The 23,453-nt window shown below is 64.5% G+C and carries 21 protein-coding genes and 1 tRNA gene; 7 read left to right on the forward strand and 15 right to left on the reverse strand.

Going from position 1 to position 23,453, the window contains the following annotated elements:
• Window positions 1-77 precede the first annotated feature (77 nt).
• The 3 genes from J7347_RS12455 to ispG all read right to left on the reverse strand — a co-directional run bounded on the left by J7347_RS12455 (window position 78) and on the right by ispG (window position 2,700).
• The gene (locus tag J7347_RS12455; RefSeq protein WP_209162378.1) at window positions 78-794 is read right to left on the reverse strand and encodes a murein L,D-transpeptidase catalytic domain-containing protein; all 717 of its coding nucleotides are present in this window, start codon (window positions 792-794) and stop codon (window positions 78-80) included.
• 167 nt (window positions 795-961) lie between these two features.
• Complete coding sequence (locus tag J7347_RS12460; RefSeq protein ID WP_209162379.1) at window positions 962-1,504, reverse strand: retropepsin-like aspartic protease; 543 nt, start codon at window positions 1,502-1,504, stop codon at window positions 962-964.
• A gap of 44 nt (window positions 1,505-1,548) precedes the next feature.
• Complete coding sequence (gene ispG / locus J7347_RS12465) at window positions 1,549-2,700, reverse strand: flavodoxin-dependent (E)-4-hydroxy-3-methylbut-2-enyl-diphosphate synthase (RefSeq protein ID WP_067678843.1); 1,152 nt, start codon at window positions 2,698-2,700, stop codon at window positions 1,549-1,551.
• Between the two features lie 192 nt (window positions 2,701-2,892).
• On the opposite strand from ispG, the gene J7347_RS12470 reads away from it, so the two are divergent.
• A complete protein-coding gene (locus tag J7347_RS12470) occupies window positions 2,893-3,678 on the forward strand; it encodes a hypothetical protein (protein ID WP_209162380.1) in 786 nt (261 codons plus the stop codon).
• Window positions 3,679-3,722: 44 nt separating this feature from the next.
• Window positions 3,723-4,724, forward strand: a complete 1,002-nt coding sequence (locus tag J7347_RS12475) for a zinc transporter ZntB (RefSeq protein WP_067678837.1) — start codon at window positions 3,723-3,725, stop codon at window positions 4,722-4,724.
• Window positions 4,725-4,811: 87 nt separating this feature from the next.
• On the opposite strand, the gene J7347_RS12480 is transcribed toward J7347_RS12475, so the two are convergent.
• Window positions 4,812-6,092, reverse strand: a complete 1,281-nt coding sequence (locus J7347_RS12480; protein ID WP_067678834.1) for a mechanosensitive ion channel — start codon at window positions 6,090-6,092, stop codon at window positions 4,812-4,814.
• Window positions 6,093-6,195: 103 nt separating this feature from the next.
• Here J7347_RS12480 and J7347_RS12485 point away from each other — a divergent pair, with 103 nt between their 5' ends.
• Complete coding sequence (locus J7347_RS12485; protein WP_209162381.1) at window positions 6,196-7,278, forward strand: isoaspartyl peptidase/L-asparaginase; 1,083 nt, start codon at window positions 6,196-6,198, stop codon at window positions 7,276-7,278.
• 18 nt (window positions 7,279-7,296) lie between these two features.
• Here the strand turns inward: J7347_RS12485 and bla are convergent, their stop codons facing one another.
• Entirely contained in the window at window positions 7,297-8,220 is a 924-nt protein-coding gene (gene bla, locus J7347_RS12490) for a class A beta-lactamase (RefSeq protein ID WP_209162382.1), read from the reverse strand.
• Complete coding sequence (locus J7347_RS12495) at window positions 8,217-9,131, reverse strand: prephenate dehydratase (RefSeq protein ID WP_209162383.1); 915 nt, start codon at window positions 9,129-9,131, stop codon at window positions 8,217-8,219. Before J7347_RS12495 ends, bla begins: the two co-directional genes overlap by 4 nt.
• Window positions 9,132-9,291: 160 nt before the next feature.
• Here J7347_RS12495 and J7347_RS12500 point away from each other — a divergent pair, with 160 nt between their 5' ends.
• A complete protein-coding gene (locus tag J7347_RS12500) occupies window positions 9,292-9,999 on the forward strand; it encodes a cytochrome c family protein (RefSeq protein WP_209162384.1) in 708 nt (235 codons plus the stop codon).
• A gap of 71 nt (window positions 10,000-10,070) precedes the next feature.
• Here the strand turns inward: J7347_RS12500 and J7347_RS12505 are convergent, their stop codons facing one another.
• Both J7347_RS12505 and J7347_RS12510 read right to left on the reverse strand, forming a co-directional pair.
• Entirely contained in the window at window positions 10,071-10,736 is a 666-nt protein-coding gene (locus tag J7347_RS12505; protein ID WP_209162385.1) for an RlmE family RNA methyltransferase, read from the reverse strand.
• Window positions 10,733-11,938: a Ppx/GppA phosphatase family protein gene (locus J7347_RS12510; protein ID WP_209162386.1), complete on the reverse strand. Its 1,206-nt coding sequence runs from the start codon at window positions 11,936-11,938 to the stop codon at window positions 10,733-10,735. The genes J7347_RS12505 and J7347_RS12510 overlap by 4 nt, the downstream gene beginning before the upstream one ends.
• Window positions 11,939-12,143: 205 nt before the next feature.
• On the opposite strand from J7347_RS12510, the gene J7347_RS12515 reads away from it, so the two are divergent.
• Window positions 12,144-12,217 (forward strand) — tRNA-Gln (locus tag J7347_RS12515).
• 350 nt (window positions 12,218-12,567) lie between these two features.
• Here J7347_RS12515 and J7347_RS12520 read toward each other — a convergent pair.
• The 7 genes from J7347_RS12520 to J7347_RS12550 all read right to left on the reverse strand — a co-directional run bounded on the left by J7347_RS12520 (window position 12,568) and on the right by J7347_RS12550 (window position 20,305).
• Complete coding sequence (locus J7347_RS12520; RefSeq protein ID WP_209162387.1) at window positions 12,568-12,789, reverse strand: hypothetical protein; 222 nt, start codon at window positions 12,787-12,789, stop codon at window positions 12,568-12,570.
• Between the two features lie 82 nt (window positions 12,790-12,871).
• A complete protein-coding gene (locus J7347_RS12525; protein ID WP_209162388.1) occupies window positions 12,872-15,046 on the reverse strand; it encodes a prolyl oligopeptidase family serine peptidase in 2,175 nt (724 codons plus the stop codon).
• A gap of 124 nt (window positions 15,047-15,170) precedes the next feature.
• The gene (locus J7347_RS12530) at window positions 15,171-17,276 is read right to left on the reverse strand and encodes a TonB-dependent siderophore receptor (RefSeq protein ID WP_209162389.1); all 2,106 of its coding nucleotides are present in this window, start codon (window positions 17,274-17,276) and stop codon (window positions 15,171-15,173) included.
• 14 nt (window positions 17,277-17,290) lie between these two features.
• Complete coding sequence (locus tag J7347_RS12535; RefSeq protein WP_209162522.1) at window positions 17,291-17,521, reverse strand: hypothetical protein; 231 nt, start codon at window positions 17,519-17,521, stop codon at window positions 17,291-17,293.
• Window positions 17,518-18,675, reverse strand: coding sequence for a PepSY-associated TM helix domain-containing protein (locus tag J7347_RS12540; RefSeq protein WP_209162390.1), 1,158 nt, complete (start codon window positions 18,673-18,675; stop codon window positions 17,518-17,520). Before J7347_RS12540 ends, J7347_RS12535 begins: the two co-directional genes overlap by 4 nt.
• A gap of 67 nt (window positions 18,676-18,742) precedes the next feature.
• The gene (locus J7347_RS12545) at window positions 18,743-19,279 is read right to left on the reverse strand and encodes a group 1 truncated hemoglobin (RefSeq protein WP_209162391.1); all 537 of its coding nucleotides are present in this window, start codon (window positions 19,277-19,279) and stop codon (window positions 18,743-18,745) included.
• 18 nt (window positions 19,280-19,297) lie between these two features.
• Complete coding sequence (locus J7347_RS12550) at window positions 19,298-20,305, reverse strand: DUF3034 family protein (protein ID WP_348521625.1); 1,008 nt, start codon at window positions 20,303-20,305, stop codon at window positions 19,298-19,300.
• A 141-nt stretch (window positions 20,306-20,446) separates the two neighbouring features.
• Here J7347_RS12550 and J7347_RS12555 point away from each other — a divergent pair, with 141 nt between their 5' ends.
• On the forward strand, window positions 20,447-21,058 hold the full coding sequence (locus J7347_RS12555) for a methylamine utilization protein (protein ID WP_209162392.1): 612 nt from the start codon (window positions 20,447-20,449) through the stop codon (window positions 21,056-21,058).
• Window positions 21,055-23,370: an EAL domain-containing protein gene (locus J7347_RS12560; protein ID WP_209162393.1), complete on the forward strand. Its 2,316-nt coding sequence runs from the start codon at window positions 21,055-21,057 to the stop codon at window positions 23,368-23,370. Before J7347_RS12555 ends, J7347_RS12560 begins: the two co-directional genes overlap by 4 nt.
• The last annotated feature ends 83 nt before the right edge of the window (window positions 23,371-23,453 follow it).

A 23,453-nucleotide genomic window follows, 5' to 3' on the forward strand; every position in this document is an offset into this window, starting at 1 on the left:
GGCTAAAACAGGATATGGGGCGGGGCGCACTTCAAGTTCGTTCCGCCCTTTTCGGTCGTGAATTACGAGGCGGCCGCTCAGTAAACGCCCGGATTGGTCCTCTCGAACGTACCGCCGCGATCGCTGCGCAGCAGGTCGGTCTGGACGATCGGCGGCCTCACGATGCTGCCATCGGCGGCAAGGCCATAGCTGCCCGCCACCACCAGCCGCCCGCCCGACAGGTCGATCAGCGCGCGATCGAACTGTTCCGGTCCCATGGCGAGGCAGCCATTGGAGCGGCCGAGCCGACCCCACCGCTCGACATGTTCCGGCGTCGCGTAATCCGCCTGGTGCATCACGATGGCGCGCGGCAAAGCGTTGGAATTGGTAGGATCGAGCCCGTCGAGCCGCAGGGACGTGCCGTAGCGGCCCTTGTACCAGCTGCGCGTGAGATAGGCGCCGCGGCTGGTCGCTTCGGAGCCTTCGATGTTCGAATAGCGCTTGAGCCAGCCGTCATGCTGCGAATCGGAGCCGGTGCCGTGGCTGACATGGTAGCTTTCGACGCGTTCCTTTTCGAGATCGACGAAATGGAAGCGGCGCTGGGAGGAATGGAGGCCGAAATCCGCAATTCCTACGATGTCGGTCCGCCACACGTGATTGCCGCCGTCGATGGCGCGCGCGATTTCCTCGCGGGCGATCGAGAGCAGCTTGCTGTCGCGTGCGGCAGTCCCGCCGAACTGCGCAAGCGCGCCGGTCGGGGCGGCCATGACGGCGCCCGCGGCCAGAGCGCTGGTGATGAGGGTACGACGGTCCATGATCCAGGCTTAGCAGCCCTGGCGTGGCCGGGCCATGAACGATGGCGATTCGCGGCGCGCGATGCGGACGAAGCTTGTCGAAAACGCGATCAACTGCCGATGACCATACGGTCCCCTTCGATCCGCATCGCGGCGCGCGATGCGGACGAAGCTTGTCGAAAACGCGATCAACTGCCGATGACCATACGGTCCCCTTCGATCCGCATCGTGCCCATCTCCGAAAGGTAGCTCTGGCCGAGCAGCGACACGGGTAGTCCCTGCGGGACGATCACCGCGTTCAGATTTCGAATTTCATGATTGCCCAGGTCGATCGCGTCGATCGTCACGAGCACGCCTTCGACCGGGCCGCTCGCCCCTCGGGCCACGGTTTCCAGATCGGTCGGCGACCAGAATATCCCTGCGGCGCGCGCATCGTCGCCGGTCAGCGCCACGCCATTGGCCCCGGTATCGACGAGGAAGCGGATCGGACGGTCGTTGACGCCCACTTCGGCGTAGAATTGCCCGTCGGCAGAGCGCGGAACCGCGATTTCACCCGGCGCCAGATAAGTCGGCGTGGGCGAAGGTTCGGCAAGTTTGCCCGGTTCGGAAAGTGTTTCGGAAGGCGGTGCGGTCTGCTCGGGGCGGGTCGCCGTATCGATCGCCCCGCCCGGCACGAAGGCCGAGGCGATGAAGGCCGCTATGGCCACGATCAGGAGGGCAGATTCCCGCATGCCTGCCGATATAGACCGACAGGGTTAGCGGACCGTTAAGGATATTATTCGGCGGCTTCGCGCTGATTGGCCGCATGCGGATCGAAAGCGGTCGCTTCGCCCGCTTCGATCAGTGCGGCCTTTTCCTCGACCAGCTTGACGATGTGATCGAGCATGTCGTCGGACTGGACGTGATGGTCCGTCACGCCGGACAGATAGACCATGTGCTTGCCCGCACCGCCGCCGGTGATCCCGATATCGGTTTCCCGCGCTTCGCCCGGTCCGTTGACCACGCAGCCGAGGACCGAGAGGCTCATCGGGGTCTTGATGTGTTCGAGGCGCGCTTCCAGTGCTTCGACCGTGCGGATCACATCGAAACCCTGGCGCGAGCAGCTGGGGCAGGAGACGACGCGTACGCCGCGGGTTCTGAGGCCGAGCGCCTTCAGGATCTCGAAGCCGACCTTCACCTCGCGCTCGGGCTCTGCCGACAAGGACACGCGGATCGTATCTCCGATCCCGGCCCATAACAGGCTGCCGAGGCCGATCGAGCTCTTGACCGTGCCGCCGATCAATCCGCCCGCTTCTGTAATGCCGAGATGGAGCGGGCAATCCACCGCGTCCGCCAATCCGTGATAGGCAGCGACCGCCAGGAACACGTCGCTGGCCTTCACCGCCACCTTGTATTCGTGGAAATCGTGGTCCTGCAAAAGCTTGATGTGGTCGAGCGCGCTTTCGATCAGCGCTTCGGGGCAGGGTTCGCCGTATTTTTCGAGCAGGTCCTTTTCGAGAGACCCCGCATTGACGCCGATGCGGATGGCACACCCGTTGGCCTTGGCGGCGCGGACGACTTCGGCAACGCGCTTGCTGTCGCCGATATTGCCCGGATTGATGCGCAGGCAGGCCGCGCCCTTGTCCGCGGCTTCGAGCGCACGCTTGTAGTGAAAATGGATGTCCGCGACGATCGGGACATTCGCCGCTTTGGTGATCTTGTCGAAATGCGCGGTCGATTCGGCTGTGGGGCAGGACACGCGGATGATGTCCGCGCCCGCATCTTCGCAGCGGCGGATCTGGTCGAGCGTGGCGCCGACATCCTCGGTCGGCGTGTTGGTCATTGTCTGGACCGAAATCGGCGCGTCGCCGCCCACGGCGACATTGCCGACCATGATCTGGCGCGATTGGCGGCGCTCGATCGAGCGCCAGGGACGGATAGAGGACATGGCCCTCTTATAGGGCGGATCGCGGCGGAACTAAAGGCGTGGATCGCATGGCGGGCCCAGACGGTAAGACTTGGCCGGCGGAATGTCCCGAAATGGTCAGATGCGTTCATCCGGGCTGCGCGGCGGTCCCGATCGGTCTAGTCGGGCAGATCGGTCGCTCGATCGCAGACCCAGACACGCAGGCAACCCGCCATGACGCTTTCCGAGATTTTGAGCCAGTCGCGCCACTTCCCGACCCTGCTGCGCGATCTGATCCGCTCGCCCGCCTTCCGGAATTCCGCGCTCCTCGTCCTACCCTACGCCAGCCTGCTCGTCGGGCTCGACATCGCGACGCGCTATGGCGAGCTGACGGGGGCGCTCTTGCCCCGCGATTTCATGCTTTCGCAGGATCGCAGCTTGGGCGAATATCTCGAATACGGGCTGATGACCGCGATGGCGATCATGCTGCTGCGCATGTGGCGGCGTGACGGGTCTCCTCTCTATCTCGTCAACGCGATCCTGTTCGTGGTCCTGACGCTCGATAATGCGCTGGAGATCCATGAGGCGTTCGGTTTCTGGATCGCCCCGATCCTGCCGCAAAATCTGCCGATTTCTGCGCATCATTTGGGTGAGCCGCTGATGTTCGCCGGGATCGGCGTGCTGTGGCTGGCAGGTCTGGGTCTGGCGCTGCGCGCGGCGCGGATCGATTCGGTGCTCAATTCCCTGATCATCGTCGGCTGCATCGGTGCGACCGCGATGTTCGGCGTGGTCGAGGATGCGGTGGTGAGCTACGGGACGCACAGCGATCTGATGATCGTCACGGAAGCGTTCATCGAAGATGCGGGCGAATTCGCCATGATCATCCTCGCCTTTCTGTTCACCGTGGCGATTTACGATGCGGCGCGGCGGCGGTGGCTAGCGGAGGAAGAGGTCGGATCGGCCGCACGCGAGACGCGCGCAGCCGGCATGCCCTTGATGGGATCTCCCCGCGCCGTCTGAGCGAGGCCATTCCCAAACGCGGCGATCCGCGCCATGACCGGCGCATGCCTGTTCAGACCGACGATACCGAAACCGATACGCCCCTGCTCTTCGGCCGTGTGCTTGACGGGCAAGGGGGCGGCCGCCCGATCCTGTGGGACGAGGCGAAGCAATGGCGACCCGGCGCGCCGGGCGAAGTCCTGTGGCTCCATCTGTGTCGCAATCGGCCGGGCGTACAGGACTGGCTCGAAAACGCCCTGTCCATACCCGAGCCCACCGCCGAACTCTTGACCAGCGACGAAACGCGACCGCGCGCCTTTCGCGAGGGCGAGGCGCTGGTTGCGACCCTGCGGGGCATCAATTTCAATCCGGGTGCCGAGCCCGAGGACATGATCTCGATGCAGGTCTGGTCGGACGGGGAGCGCCTGATCACGCTGCGCCGTCATCCCCTCCAGACCCCGCGCGACGTGCTGGCCCAGGTGGACAGGGGCCACGGGCCGCCCGATGCCGGCGCCACCATCACGCTGCTCGCCGAGCTGCTGATCGGGCGGATGAGCCAGTCCATCGTCGATATGAACCGGGTGCTGGATACGCTGGAGGAGACCGATCCCGACGAAATGGCCGAATCGATGCTGACGCAGATTTCGATCATCCGGCGCAATTGCCTCGGCCTCAAGCGGCACATGGCGCCGCAGCACGAGGCGCTGGAACAGATCAGCCGCGATGCGCCCGCCTGGTTCGAGGACCACGATCGCCGCGAGATCGCCGAGAGCATCGCCCGGCTGCGCCGCTATCTCGACGATATCGACATCAGCAAAGAAAGCGCCGTCGTTCTTCAGGACGAAATCCGGTCGCGCAGCGCCGCGTCGAGCGAGCACGCGACCTATATGCTGACGATCGTGGCGGGCATCTTCCTGCCGCTCGGTTTCCTGACTGGCCTTCTCGGCATCAATGTCGGCGGAATGCCGGGCATGGACGATCCGCATGCCTTCTGGTTCGTGGTGGTCGGCTGCGTGATCCTGATGGTGGGCTTGGTTGCCATCTTCCGGCGCTTGCGCTGGCTGTAGATCGGACAGCTCGAACGGAAAACTCCGTTGGGACGAGAAAAGGGCGCGAAGAACCGGTCTTCGCGCCCTTTTTTGATGGAATGGCGATCAGGCGCCGGGCGGCAGCGGATCGTCGTCCGTCGAAGCGGCGGCGGGCTTGTTCGTGCTGCGCGCGGCAGGTGTCGAGCCCTTGCGAGTGCCGGACGTATCCGATGTCGAGGCGCTGGCGATGCTCTCGTCCAGCTCTTCGAGCTTGCGCGCGGCCCATTGCCGCCCGCCAAGCCCGAAAGCGAGAGCGAAGGCCACCGAGACGCCCGCGACCAGAATGGTCAGGGCGGTGCCGGGGATCATTCCGCCGATGCCGGTGAATTGCAGGCCCATGAAGACGAACAGCACGATGGTCGCCCATTTCACGATCAGCGCAGCCGTCCCTTCGCCGCTTTCGCCCCCGATGAGGCGCGCGAGCAAATTGGCGATGAAGAACCCGAAGGCGATCACCACCGCACCGAAGATCACGCGTCCGCCCAGTTCGAGCAATTGGTCGAGGATGCTCGTCAGCTCGGGAAAGCCCAGCAGGCGAGTTGCCGCGATGGCGAAGAACAGGATGATCGCGACCTGCACCACGCGGGCGATGATGCCCGAAGCGGTGGTGGATGTGCCGACCATGCCGGTTTCCGCCAGCGCGCGATCGACACCCAGGCCCGGCAGCACTTCCTTCAGGATCTGCACCACGAACTTGCTGATCAGATAGCCGATCCCGAGCAGGATCGCCGCGCCGATGATGTTCGGAATGGCATAGAAGATCATCCGCAACATGTCCGAAGCCGGTTCGCTGATGGCGCGAATGTCCAGCACGTCCAGAGCCATGATCGCGACGAAGATCACGATCAGCGCATAGACGATGGTGGCCACGGTCTTGCTGATGGCGTGATTGCCGGTGACGGCGTCGACACCGCCGCGATTGGCCCATTTGTCGAAATCGACCGTCTGCAACGTCGTGCTCACGATGTCGCGCACGATGCGCGCCACCATCATGCCGATGAAGAAGATCAGGCCTGCACCGACCAGGCGCGGAATGAATTCGATGAAGTTTTCGAGCAGGCTGTCGATCGGTCCGGCGACGGAGCCGAGGCCGAGCACGGTGAGAATGATCAGCAGGCCGAACAGCCAGATCACGAGACCGACGATCTTACCGAGCGATTCGCCCAGCGAAGAACCCGTTCCGGTGCCGCGCTGGAAGAAGGAGATGTTGTCGACCAGCTTGGCAAAGGCCCATTGGGCGGCCTTGGCCAGCGCCCACGTAATCAGCAAGACGAGGAGCGCCAGCCCCACTCGTTCGAGCAGCATCATCGCCACATCCTGATCGTAGCGGTATCGTCCGACTTGCATGATTTTTCCCCTGTATCCCTGTCAGCAGGCGCTTGTTGGCGCTCTATGCTCCCAATCGAAATGCATGGGTGATGGCGATGGTTCCGCGTGCTATCGTCGGCCCATGACTCACAAAGCCCTCCGTTCTCTTTCGCCGCTGCCCGCCGCACTGCTCGCTCTTGCTGCCGCGCTGTCCTTTCCAAACCAGGCCTTTGCGCAGGAAACCGGGCGTTGGTCTCTGGCGATCCACGGCGGGGCGGGCACGCTGACTCGCGATGCGATGACGCCCGAGCGCGAGGCGGAGTATGAAGCCGCGTTGCAGGCGGCTCTCGATGCCGGTGCAGCGGTGTTGCGCGATGGCGGCGCGGCGATGGACGCGGTCGAAGCGGTGATTGTGCGGCTTGAGGACGATCCCAAATTCAACGCCGGGCGCGGCGCCGTCTTCACGTGGGACGGGCGCAACGAATTGGACGCAGCCGTGATGGACGGACGCGATCGCTCGGCAGGCGCGGTGACGGGTGTCACTTCGGTCAAGAATCCGATCCGCCTCGCACGCGAAGTGATGGCCGATGGCCGCCATGTCTTCCTGAGCGGGGCGGGCGCGGAAGAATTCGCACGCGATCACGCGTTGGAAACCGCAGGCCCCGAATGGTTCGCGACCGAGGCCCGGCGCGAGGCGCTGGAGCGGATGAAGGCGGAACAGGTCTCCGCGCTCGATGTGGACCGCAAGTTCGGTACTGTCGGGGCCGTCGCGCTCGATCAGAACGGCAATCTCGCGGCAGGCACCTCGACCGGCGGGATGACCGGCAAACGCTGGGGCCGGATCGGCGATGCGCCCGTGATCGGCGCGGGCACCTATGCCGACAATCGCAGCTGCGCGGTCTCGGCGACGGGCTGGGGCGAATATTTCATCCGCGTCGGCGTGGCGCAGGAAATCTGCACCCGGCTGCGCCTGTCCAGCGAAACCTCGCTCGAAGACCTCGCCGAGGGGAACGAGGCAGGCGGCGATGTCCAACTGACCGACGCGCTGGTCCAGCGTGTATCCGATGCGGTTCTCGACGAGGTCGCCGATCTCGGCGGCGATGGCGGCGTGATCGTTGTCGCCCCGTCGGGCGCGGCGATCTACAGCTTCAACACCGCAGGCATGTATCGCGGGCGCGCGACCAGCGAAGGCATGAACGAAGTGGCGATCTTCGGCGAGGAATAGCAGGCGGTTCACCGCCCCCTAGCGAGCGAAGACCGCCGCAATGGTTCTGCCGACCTCCGCGAGGACCGCTTCGGCTTGCGGGTCCATATCGTCATGGACGGCTTCGACCATGTAATAGGTCGCAAATGTCAGCGGGCCGCGTCCATCGGGGACGACGAACCCGATATCGACATAGGCGCTGCCCATGCCTTCGATCATCGCGGTGCCTGTCTTGTCCCCGGCACGCCATCTGTCGGGCAGGCCTGCGCGCACGCGGCGCGATCCGGTTTCGGTCTTCGCCATCCAACTCGCAAGGCGTTCGGAAACCGAAGGGTGAAGGGCATCGCCATAGAGGATCGTCGCCATCGTCCGCGCCATGGCATCCGGCGTGGTAGTGTCGTGGACTTCGCCGGGCAGGACGCGGTTGAGGGCCGGTTCGGTCCGGTCAAGGCGGCTCGTTCCATCGCCGAGCGCGCGCCACCATGCCGTGAGCGCTTCCGGCCCGCCAAGTTCGCGCAGGAGTACGTTCGCGGCCGTATTGTCGCTCGTTACCTGCGTGGCGCGGGCCAATTCGAGGAAAGTCGCGCCCTGGCCGAGGCGGCGTGTCGTGAAGGGGGAGACCCACATCAGATCCGCCTCGCTCCAGTGCAGCAGCCGCTTGCCGTCGATCTGCCCGCGGGCCACGAGGTCGAGCACCATGGCGGCGAGCGAAGCCTTGAAGCTGGAACAATGGGGGAAGCGTCTGTCACCGTCCCACGAAGCGAATGCGCCGCTGCCGGGATCGAAGACTGATGCGCCCAAAGTGCCCTCAGCGCGTTCACCGAGTTCGGCTAGGCGTGCGTATATCTCTTCGGCCCAATAGCCAGTCTTACCTTCGGACGAATTCGTGACCGGAGCGCAGGCCAGTGCCGCCAGGCTGGCCGAAGCCGCGATCAATTCGCGCCGGCTGAGACGCCCTTTCATCCCCGCTTTCTCGCCTGCGCGTAGCTGCCGAGCAGGCGTACGCTGTTGCACTGAAATTCCAGTTCCTCCAGCGCCGCATCCACGCGCGGATCGCCCGGCGCGCCTTCCGCATCGGCATAGAACCGCGTCGCGGCGAAGCTGGCGCCCTTCTGGTAGCTTTCCAGCTTGGTCATGTTGACGCCATTGGTGGCGAAGCATCCCAGCGCCTTGTACAGCGCGGCGGGCACATTCTTCACTTCGAAGACGAACGTCGTCATCGCGGTCTCTTGCCCGCCCGTAAGCTCGGCGGGATCGCGCGGCTCCTTTGCCAGCAGCACGAAGCGCGTTGTGTTGTCGTGCGCGTCCTCGACTGCGTCCTCCACGATTTTCAGCCCGTAAAGCTCGGCCGCCATGGGCGGGGCGAGGGCGGCGAGGTTCGGATCGCCCTTCTCCGCAACGAACGCCGCCGCGCCTGCCGTATCGGCATGGCTCATCGGCACGATATTGCGCGCCAGCAGGTATTCGCGCGACTGGCCCAATGCCTGGGGATGGCTGTAGGCAGCCTGGAACGGCCCGAAATCACCGCGCTCGTTCGGCAGTGCCATCAGCGCATGCGTGATGCGCATGAAATGTTCGGCCACGATGGAAAGGCCGCTTTCGGGCAGCAGGAAATGGATGTCCGCCACGCGCCCGTGCTGCGAATTCTCGATCGGGATCATGGCCGCGCCGGCCGCGCCGCTCCTCACCGCATCGAGCGCGTCCTCGAATCCGTAGCAGGGCAAGGGGAGCGCTTCGGGCGCGAATTGCATCGTCGCCTGGTGGGAATTGGATCCGGGCGCTCCGCCGAAGGCGATGGCGCGCATCGGATCGGCGGCGGCGGCGGCGCGCATGGAATCGACCATGGCCAGAGCGGGGGCGGGAAACTTACGCATATCCGCCTGCTATCCAGCGACGGAATCCGCCGCAAGCGGTTTGCAAGCATCCGGTCCACGCACGCGCCCTTTCGGCCATGCCACTTGCGCCGCGCCCCCCGTCACACTAATGCCACCCCGAACACCTCGAAACAGAACAGATACGCGGACCTTTTCTCGCATGGACGACAAGTTCAACACTGCCGCCGGTTGGGTGCTTTTTGCAGGCATCGTCGCATTGGGATCCTCGATTGCATCGGGCATGTATTTCCATGCCGATCGTCCCGAAAGCCCTGAAGAACCCGGCTATTTCATCGACGCGCCGGAAGAAGGCGCGGGCGAGGATGCAGGCCCCGATCTCGGTACGCTGCTCGCCAGCGCCGATGCGGCGGCGGGCGAGAAGGTCTTTGCGAAGTGCACGGCCTGCCACACGATCAACCAGGGCGGGGCCAACGGCATCGGTCCGAATCTTTATGGGGTGATGGGCACTGCGATCGGCGCGCACGCGCCGGGCTTCGCCTATTCCAGCGCGCTTGCCGATCATGGCGGCCAGTGGACCTGGGAAAACATGAACGAGTGGCTGAAGAGCCCGCGCGCCTTCGCCAGTGGCACCAAGATGAGCTTCGCGGGCCTCTCCAGCCCCGAAGACCGCGCCAACGTCATGGAGTATCTCGCGGCCAATGGCGGCGCGCCCGCCAAGCCCGCGCCTGCGGCGCCCGAAATTCCGGAAGGGGGCGAAGAGGTCGACGGTGCGGCTGAAGGGCCCGGCGCGATCGCAGGCGGCGATACCGGTTCCGTCCAGGCCGCAGGCTCCATGGGCGACGATCAGCCCGTGCCCAGCGAGCAGACGGCGACCACCAATGATGGGACCATGAAGGCGGGCGAATGACGCTTGGTTTCGAGCCGGACAATTCCGGCTGTCTGTAACCGGCGAGTTGCCTGTGCGGGCGGGATTGGCTTTCAGTCTCGTCCCTTGAAGCCTTGGGCGATCACGTACCACTCGCTCGATCCCTTGCGGCTCGCGGGTGGCTTGGCGTGCTTGACCGTGCGGAAATGCTTCTTGAGCAGCGACAGCAGATCGGCATCGGTTCCGCCCGCCAGTACCTTGGCAACATAGGCGCCGCCGGGCGCGAGATTCTCGGTCGCGAACCACGCCCCCGCTTCGACCAGGCCCATAGTGCGCAAATGATCGGTCTGTTTATGGCCGACCGTATTGGCGGCCATGTCGCTCAAAACGAGATCGGGCGGCCCGTCCAGTTCCGCTTCCAGAGCGGCGGGGGCGGCATCGTCCATGAAATCCATCTGCAGGATCGCGACGCCTTCGATGGGTTCGACTTCCAGCAGGTCGATCCCGACGATGGCGGCCTTGGGCGCGCGCTTGCGCACCACCTGGCTCCAACCACCGGGCGCGATGCCGAGATCGACGACGCGCGATACGCCCCTCAGAAGTCCGAACTTGTCGTCAAGCTCGATCAATTTATACGCCGCGCGGCTGCGATAGCCTTCGGCCTTGGCCTGCTTGACGTAAGGGTCGTTCAACTGCCGTTCGAGCCAGCGGGTGGAGGACGCGGTCCGCCCACGCGCCGTCTTCACGCGCTTGCCCATGTCCTTGCCGCTTCTGCTCATGCCGATGGTCCTTCGCCGATGTCGTGGCGCGAACGCTGCAATTGGTCGCGGCTGCGTTCCCCTTCAGCATCGGCTGCGATCAGGCTGCGCAAAATGCCTTCGCGAATACCGCGATCGGCGACTGCCAATTCGCGCGCCGGCCAGATGTCGAGGATCGATTCGAGGATGGCGCAGCCTGCAACGACCAGATTGGCGCGATCGTCGCCGATGCAGGGCAGAGTGCCGCGCTCGGCTTCGCTCATGGTCGAAAGGCGCGTCGAGATATTTCGCATGGAGGCGGAGGGGACGATCAGCCCATCCACCGCACGGCGATCATATTGCGGCAATTCGAGGTGCAGGCTTGCCAGCGTGGTCACTGTCCCGCTGGTGCCCAGCAGGCGGATGCCGTCGCGGGCCTTGCGATACGAGGCAATGCGACGCGCGAAGGGCGCGAAGCTCTTGTCCACGATCTCGCGCATCGCGGCGTAGCGCGCGGCGCGCCCTTCGGCAGTCCCATCCGGCGTAGCCACGCTGTCGGTCAACGAAACGACGCCCCAGGGCACGCTCATCCAGTCCAGAATACGCGGCACGGGGCCGCCCGGCTCGATCAAGACCAATTCGGTCGATCCGCCGCCGATATCGAAGATGACTGCCGGGCCCTTGCCATCTTCCAGAAGGATATGGCAGCCGAGCACGGCAAGGCGGGCTTCCTCCTGCGCCGAGATGATGTCGAGGACGATGCCCGTCTCTTCGCGCACGCGTTCGATGAAGCGTTCGCCATTGGCGGCGCGGCGGCAGGCTTCGGTCGCGACCGAGCGGGCGAGATGCACATTGCGCCGCCTGAGCTTTTCCGCGCAGACATGCAGCGCCGCCAGAGCCCGGTCCATGGCCACATCGGACAGCCGCCCGGACGCGGCCAATCCTTCGCCGAGGCGCACGACCCGGCTGAACGCGTCGATGACGGTGAAGTTCTCACCCGAGGGGCGCGCGATCAGCAGGCGGCAATTATTAGTCCCGAGATCGAGCGCGGCATAGGCCTGGCGTCGCGGGCCCCTGGCGCGCATGGCCGCCGGAAGCGGTGCCGCGTGGCCGGAGCGCGCATCGCGGCGCTTGTGTTCGGGCTGGGCGGGGCGCTTGTAGCGGAAATCGGCTACCTTGCCGGACGTGCCGCCCCTTCGCTTGCCAGCCCCTGATTTCAAGTCCGGCGGAGGAGCGTCCGCCATAAATCGTATCTTTCCAATATCCTCCCGCACCGCGAGGTGCGACGCGGGGACCTGACAAAGATGCTACAGGCGAAGCGCGACAAGGGCAAGCCGCGGTGGGATCGCAATGAAATGGACCCTCTTGACCGCTCGACGCCGTTTTCCTAATGGCCCCGCTCGCATCGCTTCCCGGTGGGATTCACCCGCTAGGCAGCCCCGGTGCCGATGCCCCGTCGTCTAATGGCAAGACTACGGACTCTGACTCCGTCAATCGAGGTTCGAATCCTCGCGGGGCATCCATTTTCGGCTCAGTAGATCGACAGCGCCGGTCAGGAAGACCGCGCATCGCCTGTATCCGAGACTATTGCCTAATGATCGCACGCTTTTTCGGGCCATAGACCCTGCATGTCATACTTGGAAAATGTAGCAGCAACGATGCCGGGATCGCGTGGTGGCTATCGGAGGCGATAACGTGAAGCGGCCCGAAGGCCGCGAGTTGGCGCGCTAGTCCGCAGTGCGCGGCATGGTATCGATCTGTGGGGCCGGCGATGGCAGCTTCGGTCGTCGCATTCAGAGCCAGCATATTGGTCTGATTGGCCAAATCATGGATCGTGTCCAAAAAAGGTGACAATCCCGGCGGCGCGATCCCGTCATTCCTTCAACGGATGGTGCGCGGTGCCAGCGGTTGCATTGGCATTCTCGCTCAATTGCACCTGTTGCGAGACGGCGGCCGCAATGGTCGAGATCGACGAGGACAGCTCGCTCGCGTGCTCCGCAAGATCGCGAATTGCGAAATATCGTCGCATCGCGCAGCTTCGGGGCAGGCGGAACGCGCGGCCGGACGCCATCCGGTCGTGCAGCAGATATCCCACTCCATCCGGTCCGTGACCGCGTTTTTCATCGGTTAGGCGGCGCGGCACGCCTTTTTGTGGGCCGCACAGCCTCTTGAACGGACTATTCCTCGTCGTAACCGCCGCCTTCGTCCATCAGCTGCTGCATCAGATAGACGTGTTGCAAGGCCAGCAGCTTGGCGCGCTGATCGTTATCGACGCCGCCCGAATGGCCGCCGGTCATGTCCTCATAATAGTAATAGGCCTGGCCCTGCGCGCTCATCCGGGCCGCCGCCTTGCGCCCGTGGGCGGGGTGGGTGCGGTCGTCGGCGGTGCTGGTGATATAGAAGGGCGTCGGGAAATCGGTGTCCTGCGTCAACTTCTGATAGGGCGAGTACGGCTCGATCCAAGCGCGCTGCTCCGCAATGCGCGGATCGCCATATTCGCCGATCCACGATGCGCCGCGCCCGATCTCGTGATAGCGCAGCATGTCGAAGAGCGGGATCTGGACGATTGCCGCATTATAGAGGTCGGGGCGCTGGGTGAAGGCGGTGCCGACCAATAGGCCGCCCTGGCTGCCGCCCTGAATGCCGAGATGCTGCGGGCTGGTAATCCCGCGCTTTACCAGATCTTCGGCGATGGCGATGAAATCGTCCCAGGTGCGCTGCTTGTTCTCGCGGATCGCGGTCTGGTGCCACTCGGGGCCGAATTCGCCCCCGCCGCGCATATTGCCGAGCACATAGGCCCCGCCGCGCTCCAGCCAGAGCTTGCCTGTCGTGCCGAGATAGCCGGGAAGCCGCGGAACCTGGAAACCGCCGTAACCGGACAGCAGCGTCGGCGTGGTCCCGTCCATTGTCATCCCCTCTGGCTTGACCACGAAATAGGGGATGCGCGTCCCATCCTTGCTGATGGCCTCGAACTGTTCGACCTTCATCCCCTCGGCCGAAAAGCGCGCAGGGCTGGTCTTGAGCACTTCCGGCGCGCCGCTGCCGTCCGAATAATAGAGCGTGCTGGGCGTCAGGAAGTCGGTGACCGAATACATGATCCGGTCGCTTTCATTGTCCGATGCGGCGACGCCGACCGTGGCGTTATCGGGCAGGGCGACGCGGCGGCTGGTCCATTCGCCGTCCTCGTAATCGAATTTGAGGACCTGGCCGCGCACATTGTCGAGCAGGTTCACGAACATCGAATTGGCGGTGATCGAGGCGCCCTGCTTGGTCTGGCGCTCGGCAGGCGCCCAGACCAGGGATTTGGCCGCGCCATTGGGATCGGCCTTCCATTCCGCGAGATCCGCGGCGACGATCGAGTCTGCCGGGAAAGTGGTGCCGCCGACCGTCCAGGGAACGTCGGTGCTGAACAGGACATGCCCGTCGACGATCCCGAACAGACCGGATTTTTCCGGCATATCGAGCCGGGTCCATTCCTCGCCCTGTTGCAGGTAATAGGCACGCTCGTGGAAGCTGAGGCCGCGATAGGCGGCGCGGGCCTGGACCGTTCCGGTCGAATCGCGCAGCAGGATCGCGCCCGCCGACACGTCGGACGGCTCGCCGCGGAAGATCTCGGGCGCGTCCTCGATCGCCGTGCCGCGTTTCCAGAGGCGGGTGGTGTACGGATAGAGGCTTTCGGTCAGCGTCCCTTCGCCGAAATCGCGGCTGACGAGCAGTGTATCCTCGTCGATCCAGCTGACGCCGCCCTGACTTTCGGGCAGGCGGAACCCGCCATCGACGAATTGCCGCGTTGCCACGTCGAATTCGCGCATTTCGTTCGCGTCCTTGCCCCCATCGGACAGGCCGACCATGCAGCGATTGCCTTCGGGCGGCAGACAGTTGAACCCGGCGAAGACCCATTCGCGGCCCTCCTCGCGCGCCAGCCTGTCGATATCGAGCACGGTTTCCCATTGCGGGTCGTCGGTGCGATAGCTGTCTAGCGTGGTCAGGCGCAGCACGCCTTTGGGATTGTTCGCATCCTGCCAGAAATTCATCAGCCCGTGCGGGGTGAAGCTGACATAGGGAATGCGATCCTCGCTATCGAGGATGGCAAGCGCTTCGGCCTTGAGCTCGGCAAAGCGCGGGTCTTCGCCCAGCGTCTGATCGACGCGCTCGTTTTCCGAGCGGACCCAGGAAAGGGCGGGCACGCTGCGCGCCTCTTCCAGCCAGATGAAGGGATCGTTTTCGCTTTCGAACGGCGCTTCGGCGTCTTCGGCCATGGTGCTGGTCTCCTGTGCCCGCAGCGCTTGCGGACCCATCTGTGCCGCCATGGCTGCTGCCAGCGCGAGCGCGGAAATCGTGTTTGTTTTCATGATAAACCCCTTACCCGAACAGTCGCACAGATCGTGCGGCGGGATCGCCGCCGGGGCAAGGCGAAACTCGACGAAGACACCATCCAAGCGGTCGGATGACGGGCGCGCCGCCACCCGGACCCTGTCAGAAGTCGGCGGAGATCGAGGCTTTTACAGCGCGCGGGCCGCCTTGCAGCAGAGCAGGAGAGAAGGCGTCGAACGCACTCGCCCAATAGCGCGCGTTGGCGACGTTATCGACCGAGAGGCGAACGGTCACCGGCGTCTCGCCCGCCGCGAAGACGTAGCGCGCGCCGAGATCGAAACGCGTCCAGCTGTCGAGCTCCAAAGTGTTGGCCTGGTCCACCCATTGTTCGCCGGTCCGGACCACGCGCCCGGTCAGCGTGAGGCCGGGGACGAAGCCCAGATCCCATTCGACATTCGCATTGGCAGTGTATTCGGGCACGCCTGCCACTTCGTTTCCGTTCACGAATTCGGTGTCGGTCAACGCCGCGCCGCCGATCAGGCGCAGACCGGGTGCGATTTCGCCATTGGCGGTGAATTCGATCCCCTCGTGGCGCTGATTGCCGAGATAGCCGAAGCTGCCATCGGAAAGCACGCCTTCGCCGGGCCGTTCGATGCGATAGGCGCCGAGGGTGAGGAACATGCCGCCGATCCCAAGCTTCCCGCCGATTTCATACTGGACCGACTTACGCGGAGCGAGCGACTGGCCGAAATTGGTGGTCGGGTTGTTTGGATCGACCGGCACGCTCGGCCCCTGCTGGAGCGCTTCGATACGGTTGGCGTAGAGTGACAGGCGCTCCACCGGTTTGACGACGATACCGGCGACGGGCGTCACCGCGTTTTCGTCATACAACGTACCCGGTGATCCGTCGTAATTGGTATTCTCCTGCCGAATGGTCTGTAGGCGCAGGCCGCCGGTCAGAAGCACGCGATCGCCGAACAGGCCGATCGTGTCGCTGGCAAAGGCGCTCCACAGCGTGGTGCGCGCGGTCGGATTCGGATCGTCGAGATCGCCGCCGACGAAGCCGGGGCCGATGGGCTCGGGCACTTGCGGCGTCGCATAGAGATTTGTGGCGTATCCGGGCAGGAAGTCGAAGGCGGTGCGGAACACCTGCCAATTGGCGTTGCCGCCGAAATTGAACTCGTGCGTAATCGTGCTGCCCAGCTTCACACGAAGGCCTGCCTCGATCGCTTCGTTATTGGTGGTGGCGGGCACGAACAGGGCCGAGCCGGAGGCTGCGCCGGTTGTCGCGTCGTTCACGGTGATGCCGCCATAGAGGCCCGCCTCGTCGCCATCGCGTGCGCCGCCGCGCGCATAGAGCAGCGCATTGTCGGCGATATCGTATTCGAGGCTCAGCGTCCCGAACACGTCGCGCAATTCGCTATAGGTGAAATTCTGGGCGTAATTGGCGTCCGCTTCGGGAACGCTCGGTACCGTGGAAGTCGCGACCGTCACCTTAGGGCGCAGCGCGTCGACGCGGATTTCCTGAAAAGCAAGGTCGAGCACGGCGCGGAACGGCCCGCTATCGTAATCGAGCGCGCCGCCGATCACGGCGGTGCGGCGATCCTCGCGGTCGATTGCGGTCTCGCCGTCGCGATAGGCGCCGTTGACGCGCAGGCCCCATTCACCGCTCGCACCGAACCGGCGCGAGATATCGACCGCACCGCCGAAGCGCGCGCTCTCTTCCGCGCTGGCGGTGACGCGAACGAAATCGCGCGCCTGCGCCCGCTTCAACACGAGATTGACGTTGCCGCCCAGGCCCGAGCCGCCCGGCGCGGCCCCGTTCAGGAATGCGCTGGCCCCGTTCAGCACCTGCACGCTGCCGAACAATTCGGGCGCGACGAGCTGGCGCGGGCCGATCCCGTAGAGCCCGTTCACGCCGACATCGTCCCCGAACAGGCTGAAGCCACGCACGATGAATTGTTCGGCGGCGTTGCCGAAACCGTACGTTGTGCGGATGGTCGGATCGTTTTCCAGCACGGCACCCAAAGTCTGGGGCTGCTGGTTGCGGATCAGGCTCTCGTCATAGGAGCGCAGGTTGAAGGGCAGATCCTCTGCGGGTTTGTCGCCGAGAACGCCCGCTTGGCCGCCATTGACCACTTCGGTCGCGTTGCGAGCTTGCGCGGTGACGACGATCTCTTCGACCTGCTCGGTAGCCTCCTGCGCATGCGTCGCAGTTGCAAGCGATGCGATCAGGGCGAGCGAAGAAATGCGGTAAGCGAGTGCCATGAGGGAAGATCTTTCTAGCGATTTGACTGATAGCGGCGGCGTGCGAGCGCCCCGATGATAACGAGCGGTACAAGGCCAAGCAGGACCCAGCAGATAAGATCGCGGATGCCGTCTCCGGTCAGGCCGGAGATCAGGCCGAGCAGGCTCGCAAGGGCAAGAGCGAGCGGCCAGGCGAACACTTGCGCGTTGGTGCGGCGGCGCGTGAGGCGGCGCGGACGGACCGGATCGGGCGAAAAATGGATCATGCGCGGACCTTCCTGAAACCTCCCGACGCGATTTCTTCGATCCGGCGGTCCAGCGCGCCGGGGCGGCGGCGAAGCCACAACAGCACGCCGGTCCACAGCACCCAGATCGTCGCCAAGGTCAGCACCGCCCAGATAATCTTGAGCGGAAGGCCGCCGTAATCGCCGAAATGCAGCGGCTTCGACATCATCAGCGCCTGGTTTAGCGCCGGCATGGTGCGCGCATCGGTCAGCTCGCCGGTTTCGGCATCGACCAGCGCCGGTGTGAGGAGATTTTCGGTCAGCGGGCGATCGCCCTGAAAGAAGATCGCGTAATGATGCCCGCTCGACCAGTCGCCACCGGGAAAGCCGATGAATTGCGGACGGCGGCCGGGAAGGGCGGCTTGCGCCGAGGCCATCGCCGTGTCGAGCGAGCCATAGCGTGACGGCGGCAGGGGCGCTTCGCCCTCATAAGCGGCGGCCATCGCGGCGACCTCGCCATCGCGCCAGCTATCCGTCAGCGGATCGGCAAAGGCATTGATGGCACCCGTCAGCCCGATCACTGCCATCCAGGCGAGAGCGACGATCCCGATCAGATTATGCTGGTCCAGCCGCTTCACCCGAGGGCTGCGCTCGGCCCGCACGGTTCCGAAGGCGATCCGCCGCATGAAGGGAGCATAAAGGACCGTGCCCGAGACGAGAGCGACCACGAAGAGCAATCCCATCGCGCCCAGGACCCACATGCCCGGCAGCCCGAGAAACATGTCGGTGTGGAGCTGGAGGAGGAAATCCATCAGCGGATTGCCCGGCGCTGGCCCCAGCGAGGCACCGCTCGCACGGTCGAGGAAGAGCAGGCTCATATCCTCGCCCGCCGCATCGGGTGTGGGGCCGGTGGTCACGGTCAGCAGGGGCGAATCGGGGCTGAAAGCCATGAACAGCGGCACTTCGCCGGGCCGTTCGGCCAGAGCGGCGGCGAGCATCCTGTCGAGCGGGAGGCCCCCTTCGGCGGACGGCTCGCCCGCCAGCGCGTTCGCGGAATCCGCGCCCATCGCGGCATCGATCTCGTCGTGGAAGATCAGCGGCAGGCCGGTCACGCACAGCATCAATAGGAACACGGTCGGGATCAGACCGCTCCATTTGTGGATCAGATACCAGATCTTGATCGTCCCGCGCGACATGGCGAGGCGGCTAGCCGGGCTGGTCTATCCCGTCAATGCGAATAACTCGCAATAGCAGAATATAGGTTCAGCGCTCGATCACATCGCCCGACATGGGGGCGAGCTTCGACAGGAAGCGGTTCTGCGACCGGAAATCCACGCCTTCTTCACGCATGGCCTTCTGCAAATTCTCGACCAGCGCGTTTATGTCGCCCCGGGTGGTGCCCATGCCGGAATGCGAGCTTTCCATGTCCCGCCCGGTATAGGTGCAGCCCGCGTTGAGGATGTAGCAGAACTGTTCGAACAGCACGCGCCGCAGACGGACCATGTCATGCCCTTCGAACACCGCGGCGATGCGCGGGTCGGAGGTGTTGAGCGCTACCAGGCGATCGGTGATGCGGCGAATACCGTCCTGACCGCCGAAAGCGTGCGCCATCGCATCGCCGGAGAAGGGCTTGGCACCGGCATTGGCGTTGCTCTGTCGATACTCCTCTACCGGCAGCTCGCCCGTCACGGGATCGCGCTCGACCTTTTCGACGCCGAATTCGGCATCCCAGTCGACGTCTTCCGCAGGTGCCTGCTGGAACAGGAGAGCAAGGGCGATAGTGGCGGCGTTCGATAGCATGCGAAAATTCCAGTCGGATCAGAAGGCCAGCTGGGCCTGGAGAAACGCGCCGCGCTGGTCTTCGAAGGTCGCGATCGAGCCGAGATCGGCATAGGCGGCGGTGAGCGTGAGAAAATCGGACGGCGCGTAGGCGGCGAACAGGTCCATCCAGTCGTCTTCACCGAGGCCCAGATTGTCCGGCTTGGTGCGAACCTCCGCGCCCACGACCGCGCGACGCGAAAGCTGGTAGGCGAGCGAGCCTTCGAACTGGAGCGAGTAATCGGGGTTCGATGCGCTCCCGAACCCGAGCAGCCCCGTCTGGTTCGCCTTGGTCAGCCGCACGGCTCCGCCGAGCAGAATGCTTTGCGCCAGCAGAAGCTTGGTCGCGGAAAGCGAGATATCGGTGCCGCTATCGTGCAGTGCGCCGACCGCGCGCACGATGTCGCCATCGCGGTTGCGCTTGTGCTGCACGGAAAGGCTGACCTGCGGCAGCATCGGGTTTCCGTATACCAGGTCGCCGAACAGGCGCAGTTTCGCGCCGAACACGTCCTGGTCGAACGTGAAACCCTGTCCCAGCCTCAGCGCCGCGCCGACATCGCCCGTGTCGAAGCGCTGCCGGGCATAGGACAGCTCGATCCGGTTGGCATAGCTCACGCCCGCGCCGAAACTTTGCCAGTCGAAATCCGGCAGCAGCACGGCGGTCGCATGGACGCCGCCGCCGAGGCCGCGTTCCTGCATCCCGGCGAGGATCGCCCAATTGGCGATGCCCCCGCCGCTGGCGCCTTCGAGACTGGCGATACCGTTGGTCAGCAGCAATTTGCGCGAATAGCCATCGGTGAAGGACGGCATGTCGAGAGGCTGAGTCGGCCCGGCGCTCTCATCCGAATGCGCAAATTGCGTAGCGCGCGTGTCATTCGAAGAACCGAGCTCGGCCGTCGTTTCGGGTGCCGTGGCCGCTGCGTCGAACGCGGTCGGCGAAGGCGCATCGAAGCCATCGCCGAAGCTCGACGTATCGTAGGCGATCCGGGGCTCCGAAGCGTGGGCCACGGATGCGCAAAGGAAGACGGCAATCGCTGAAGCAGAGGGGAAAAGGCGATGCATCATGGCCGCCCTCTCCCATGGAATGGTTAAGTTTCGATCAAGGATGACAGCAGGGAATCTTAAGGATTTTCGCGATAGTGCGGGGTCATGTTTCGTATCCTCTCCGCCCTCGCCGTTCTGATCGCCATCCCGCTCACCGCCGCCTGGGCCGCGTCGAGCGTGCCGGTGCGCGTGCAGATCGTGGATGCCAAGGGCGTGCCCGTACGCGATGCCGTGGTCGAGATCGATGCGGCGGGGCCTGAAACCGGGCGGATCACCTTCCCCTGGCGCATGGCGATGGCGCAGCGCAACGAACAATTCGTGCCCGGTACGCTGGTGATCGCGCGCGGCAGCACGGTGGCGTTCCCCAATCTCGATACGGTGCGCCACTCGGTCTACAGCTTTTCGAAACCCGCACGTTTCGAGATCGACCTGTTCGGCCGCGATCAGACGCGAACGCAGAAATTCCCGATCGCGGGCGCGGTCGCGCTGGGATGCAACATCCACGATCAGATGCGCGGCTACATCCGCGTGGTGGACACGCCTTACGCAGGAAAGACCGATCATAACGGCATGCTCGCAATCGACGCCGTGCCGAGCGGCGCGGCCAAGATTACGGTCTGGCACCCACGCCTTCGCGCTCCGGGCAACGAAATGCAGCGCGCGGTTGAGATTTCCGGCGGGTCCAACCGCCACCGCCTCGCGGTCACTCTGAGATGACGAGAGCTCTTTTCGGTCGCGTGCCGAACTTTCGTTTCGGCACGCTGCGGCTTCGCATCGCCGTACTGTTCACCATCCTGTTCGCGGCCGTCATGGCCGTCGTCATGCTTCTGGTCAGCCAGAGCATCGAGCGTTTCGGAGAAAAGGCTGCCTCCGGAAACCTGAGCGCGAATGCAAAAGTAGTCGACGAAATCCTCGATCTGCGCGCACGCCAGATGCTCGGCTCCGCCGATGTCCTGTCGCGCGATTTCGGATTTCGCGAAGCAGTCGCCACCGGGGATTCCGCGACCATAGCGAGCGCGCTGCGATCGCTGCGCTCGCGCTCGAAAAGCGGGTCCGCCTTCGTGGTCGGTCTCGACGGTTCGCTGGTGGAAGACGGCAGTGGTCGATACCCGCCGGTGGACACCATTTGGGGGCCGCTGGACGATGGAGGCCGGAAGGGACTGATGCGGTTCGGCGGCGAATTCGCGCTCGCGGCCGCTTCACCCATCGAGGTGCCCGACACCGTCGGCTGGCTGGTGGTTACGCAGCCGCTTAACGCCGCGGAAATGGATCGGCTCGCCAAGCTGGGAGGAGTCGATATGCGGGCGCGCGTTTCGGCCCAGTCGGACCTACCCGAGTGGGCCCGTGGCACGCAGGACGGGGAAATCCTCGAAGGGCGGGGCGAGAACGATCATCTCTATCACATCTCGCGCCTTCCCGCGCTGCAGGACGGAATCGAACCGCGCCTGGTGCTCGAACATTCGCTGGGCGAAGCGCTCGCCCAATACGCCTCGTTGCGGTATCTGCTCGCCGGGGTGATCGCTGCCGGTTTGGCGCTCGTCATCGCGCTCGGCTTTCGCATCGCCAGTGGCATAACACGGCCGCTGAACCGCCTCGACGTCGCGGTGCGAAAATTCGCTCGCGGCGAAGACGCGACGCTCGCCGTCGAAGGCGAGGACGAGATCGGGCGATTGGCGACCAATTTCAACGGAATGGTCAAGGCGATCGCCGAGCGCGAGCGCGAGATCATCCATGTCGGCCTGCATGACGGGTTGACCGGGCTGCCCAATCGCAAGCTCTTCGTCCAGCAATTGGACGAGGCGCTGTCCTTGCGCAAAGACGACGATCGCGTGCTCGTCGCCTATGTCGATCTCGACGATTTCAAGGTCGTCAACGACACGATGGGCCATCCCGCCGGTGACGCGCTGCTGCGCGAAACCGCCGCCCACCTTCGCAAGCATCTGCCGCAAGCCCGCATCGCGCGGTTCGGCGGAGACGAATTCGCCGTGCTGATCAGCCACATCGAACCGCACAGCAATCTCACCGCCCTGGCCGACGAAATCCAGGCCTGCTTCGAACGCCCCGTCGATCTCGGTGGGCATCAGGCGGTGAGTTCGGCCAGCATCGGCATTGCCATTGCACCCGGCGACGGTGAGGACGGCATCACCTTGATGAAGCACGCCGATCTCGCGCTGTACCGTGCCAAGCGCGACGGCAAGGCCAACCATCACTTCTTCGAGCCCTCGCTCGACGAGCAGGCGCGTCGACGCCGCGAGATGGAACTCGATTTGCGGCTCGCGATCCGCGATGGCGGGTTCGAACTGTACTTCCAGCCGCTTTACGACCTGCGTGCAGACCGGTTGCAGGGTTTCGAGGCCCTGATCCGCTGGCCGCACCCGACGAAGGGCATGATAAGCCCGGGTGAATTCATCCCGCTGGCGGAAGAGACCGGCCTGATCCTGCCGATCGGTGAATGGGTGCTGCGCGAAGCCTGTCGCATCGCGCGCGACTGGCCGGACGAGCTTTCGGTCGCGGTCAACATTTCGCCTAAGCAATTCCTCGCACCTGGCCTTGCCAACACGATCATGCAGGCTCTGTCCACGACCGGCCTGTCGCCCAAACGGCTCGAGCTGGAAATCACGGAAAGCGTCTTCATCGCCAATGTCGATAAGACGCTGGGGACGCTCCATTCCCTGCGCGATGTCGGCGTCAGGATCGCGCTCGACGATTTCGGCACCGGCTATTCCTCGCTCAGCTATCTGCGCAGTTTTCCGTTCGACAAGGTCAAGATCGACCGCAGCTTCGTTCAGGATCTGGCGGGTGAGGGCAATGCCCACGCAGTCATCCGCGCGATCACGACGCTGGCGGAAGCGTTGGGAATGGATACGCTGGCCGAAGGCGTCGAATTGCCCGAACAGATGGAAATCCTGCGCCGCGAAGGGTGTCAGTATATCCAGGGATATCTGCTCAGCGAGCCGCTTCCGATTGCGCGCGTTGCCGAGCTCTTCCACGAGATGGCGGAGCAGAAAAAGCAGCGCGCCATCGCCTGACAGGTTCAGGGCTCAGCGATCGAGCCCGTCGCCTGCGTCGCGAAGCGCTTGCCCAGGGGCCGCTGGCGACCTATCGCCGCGAC

Origin of the sequence: Erythrobacter sp. A6_0 (assembly GCF_017744235.1) — a bacterium.
Taxonomy (GTDB): Bacteria; Pseudomonadota; Alphaproteobacteria; order Sphingomonadales; family Sphingomonadaceae; genus Qipengyuania.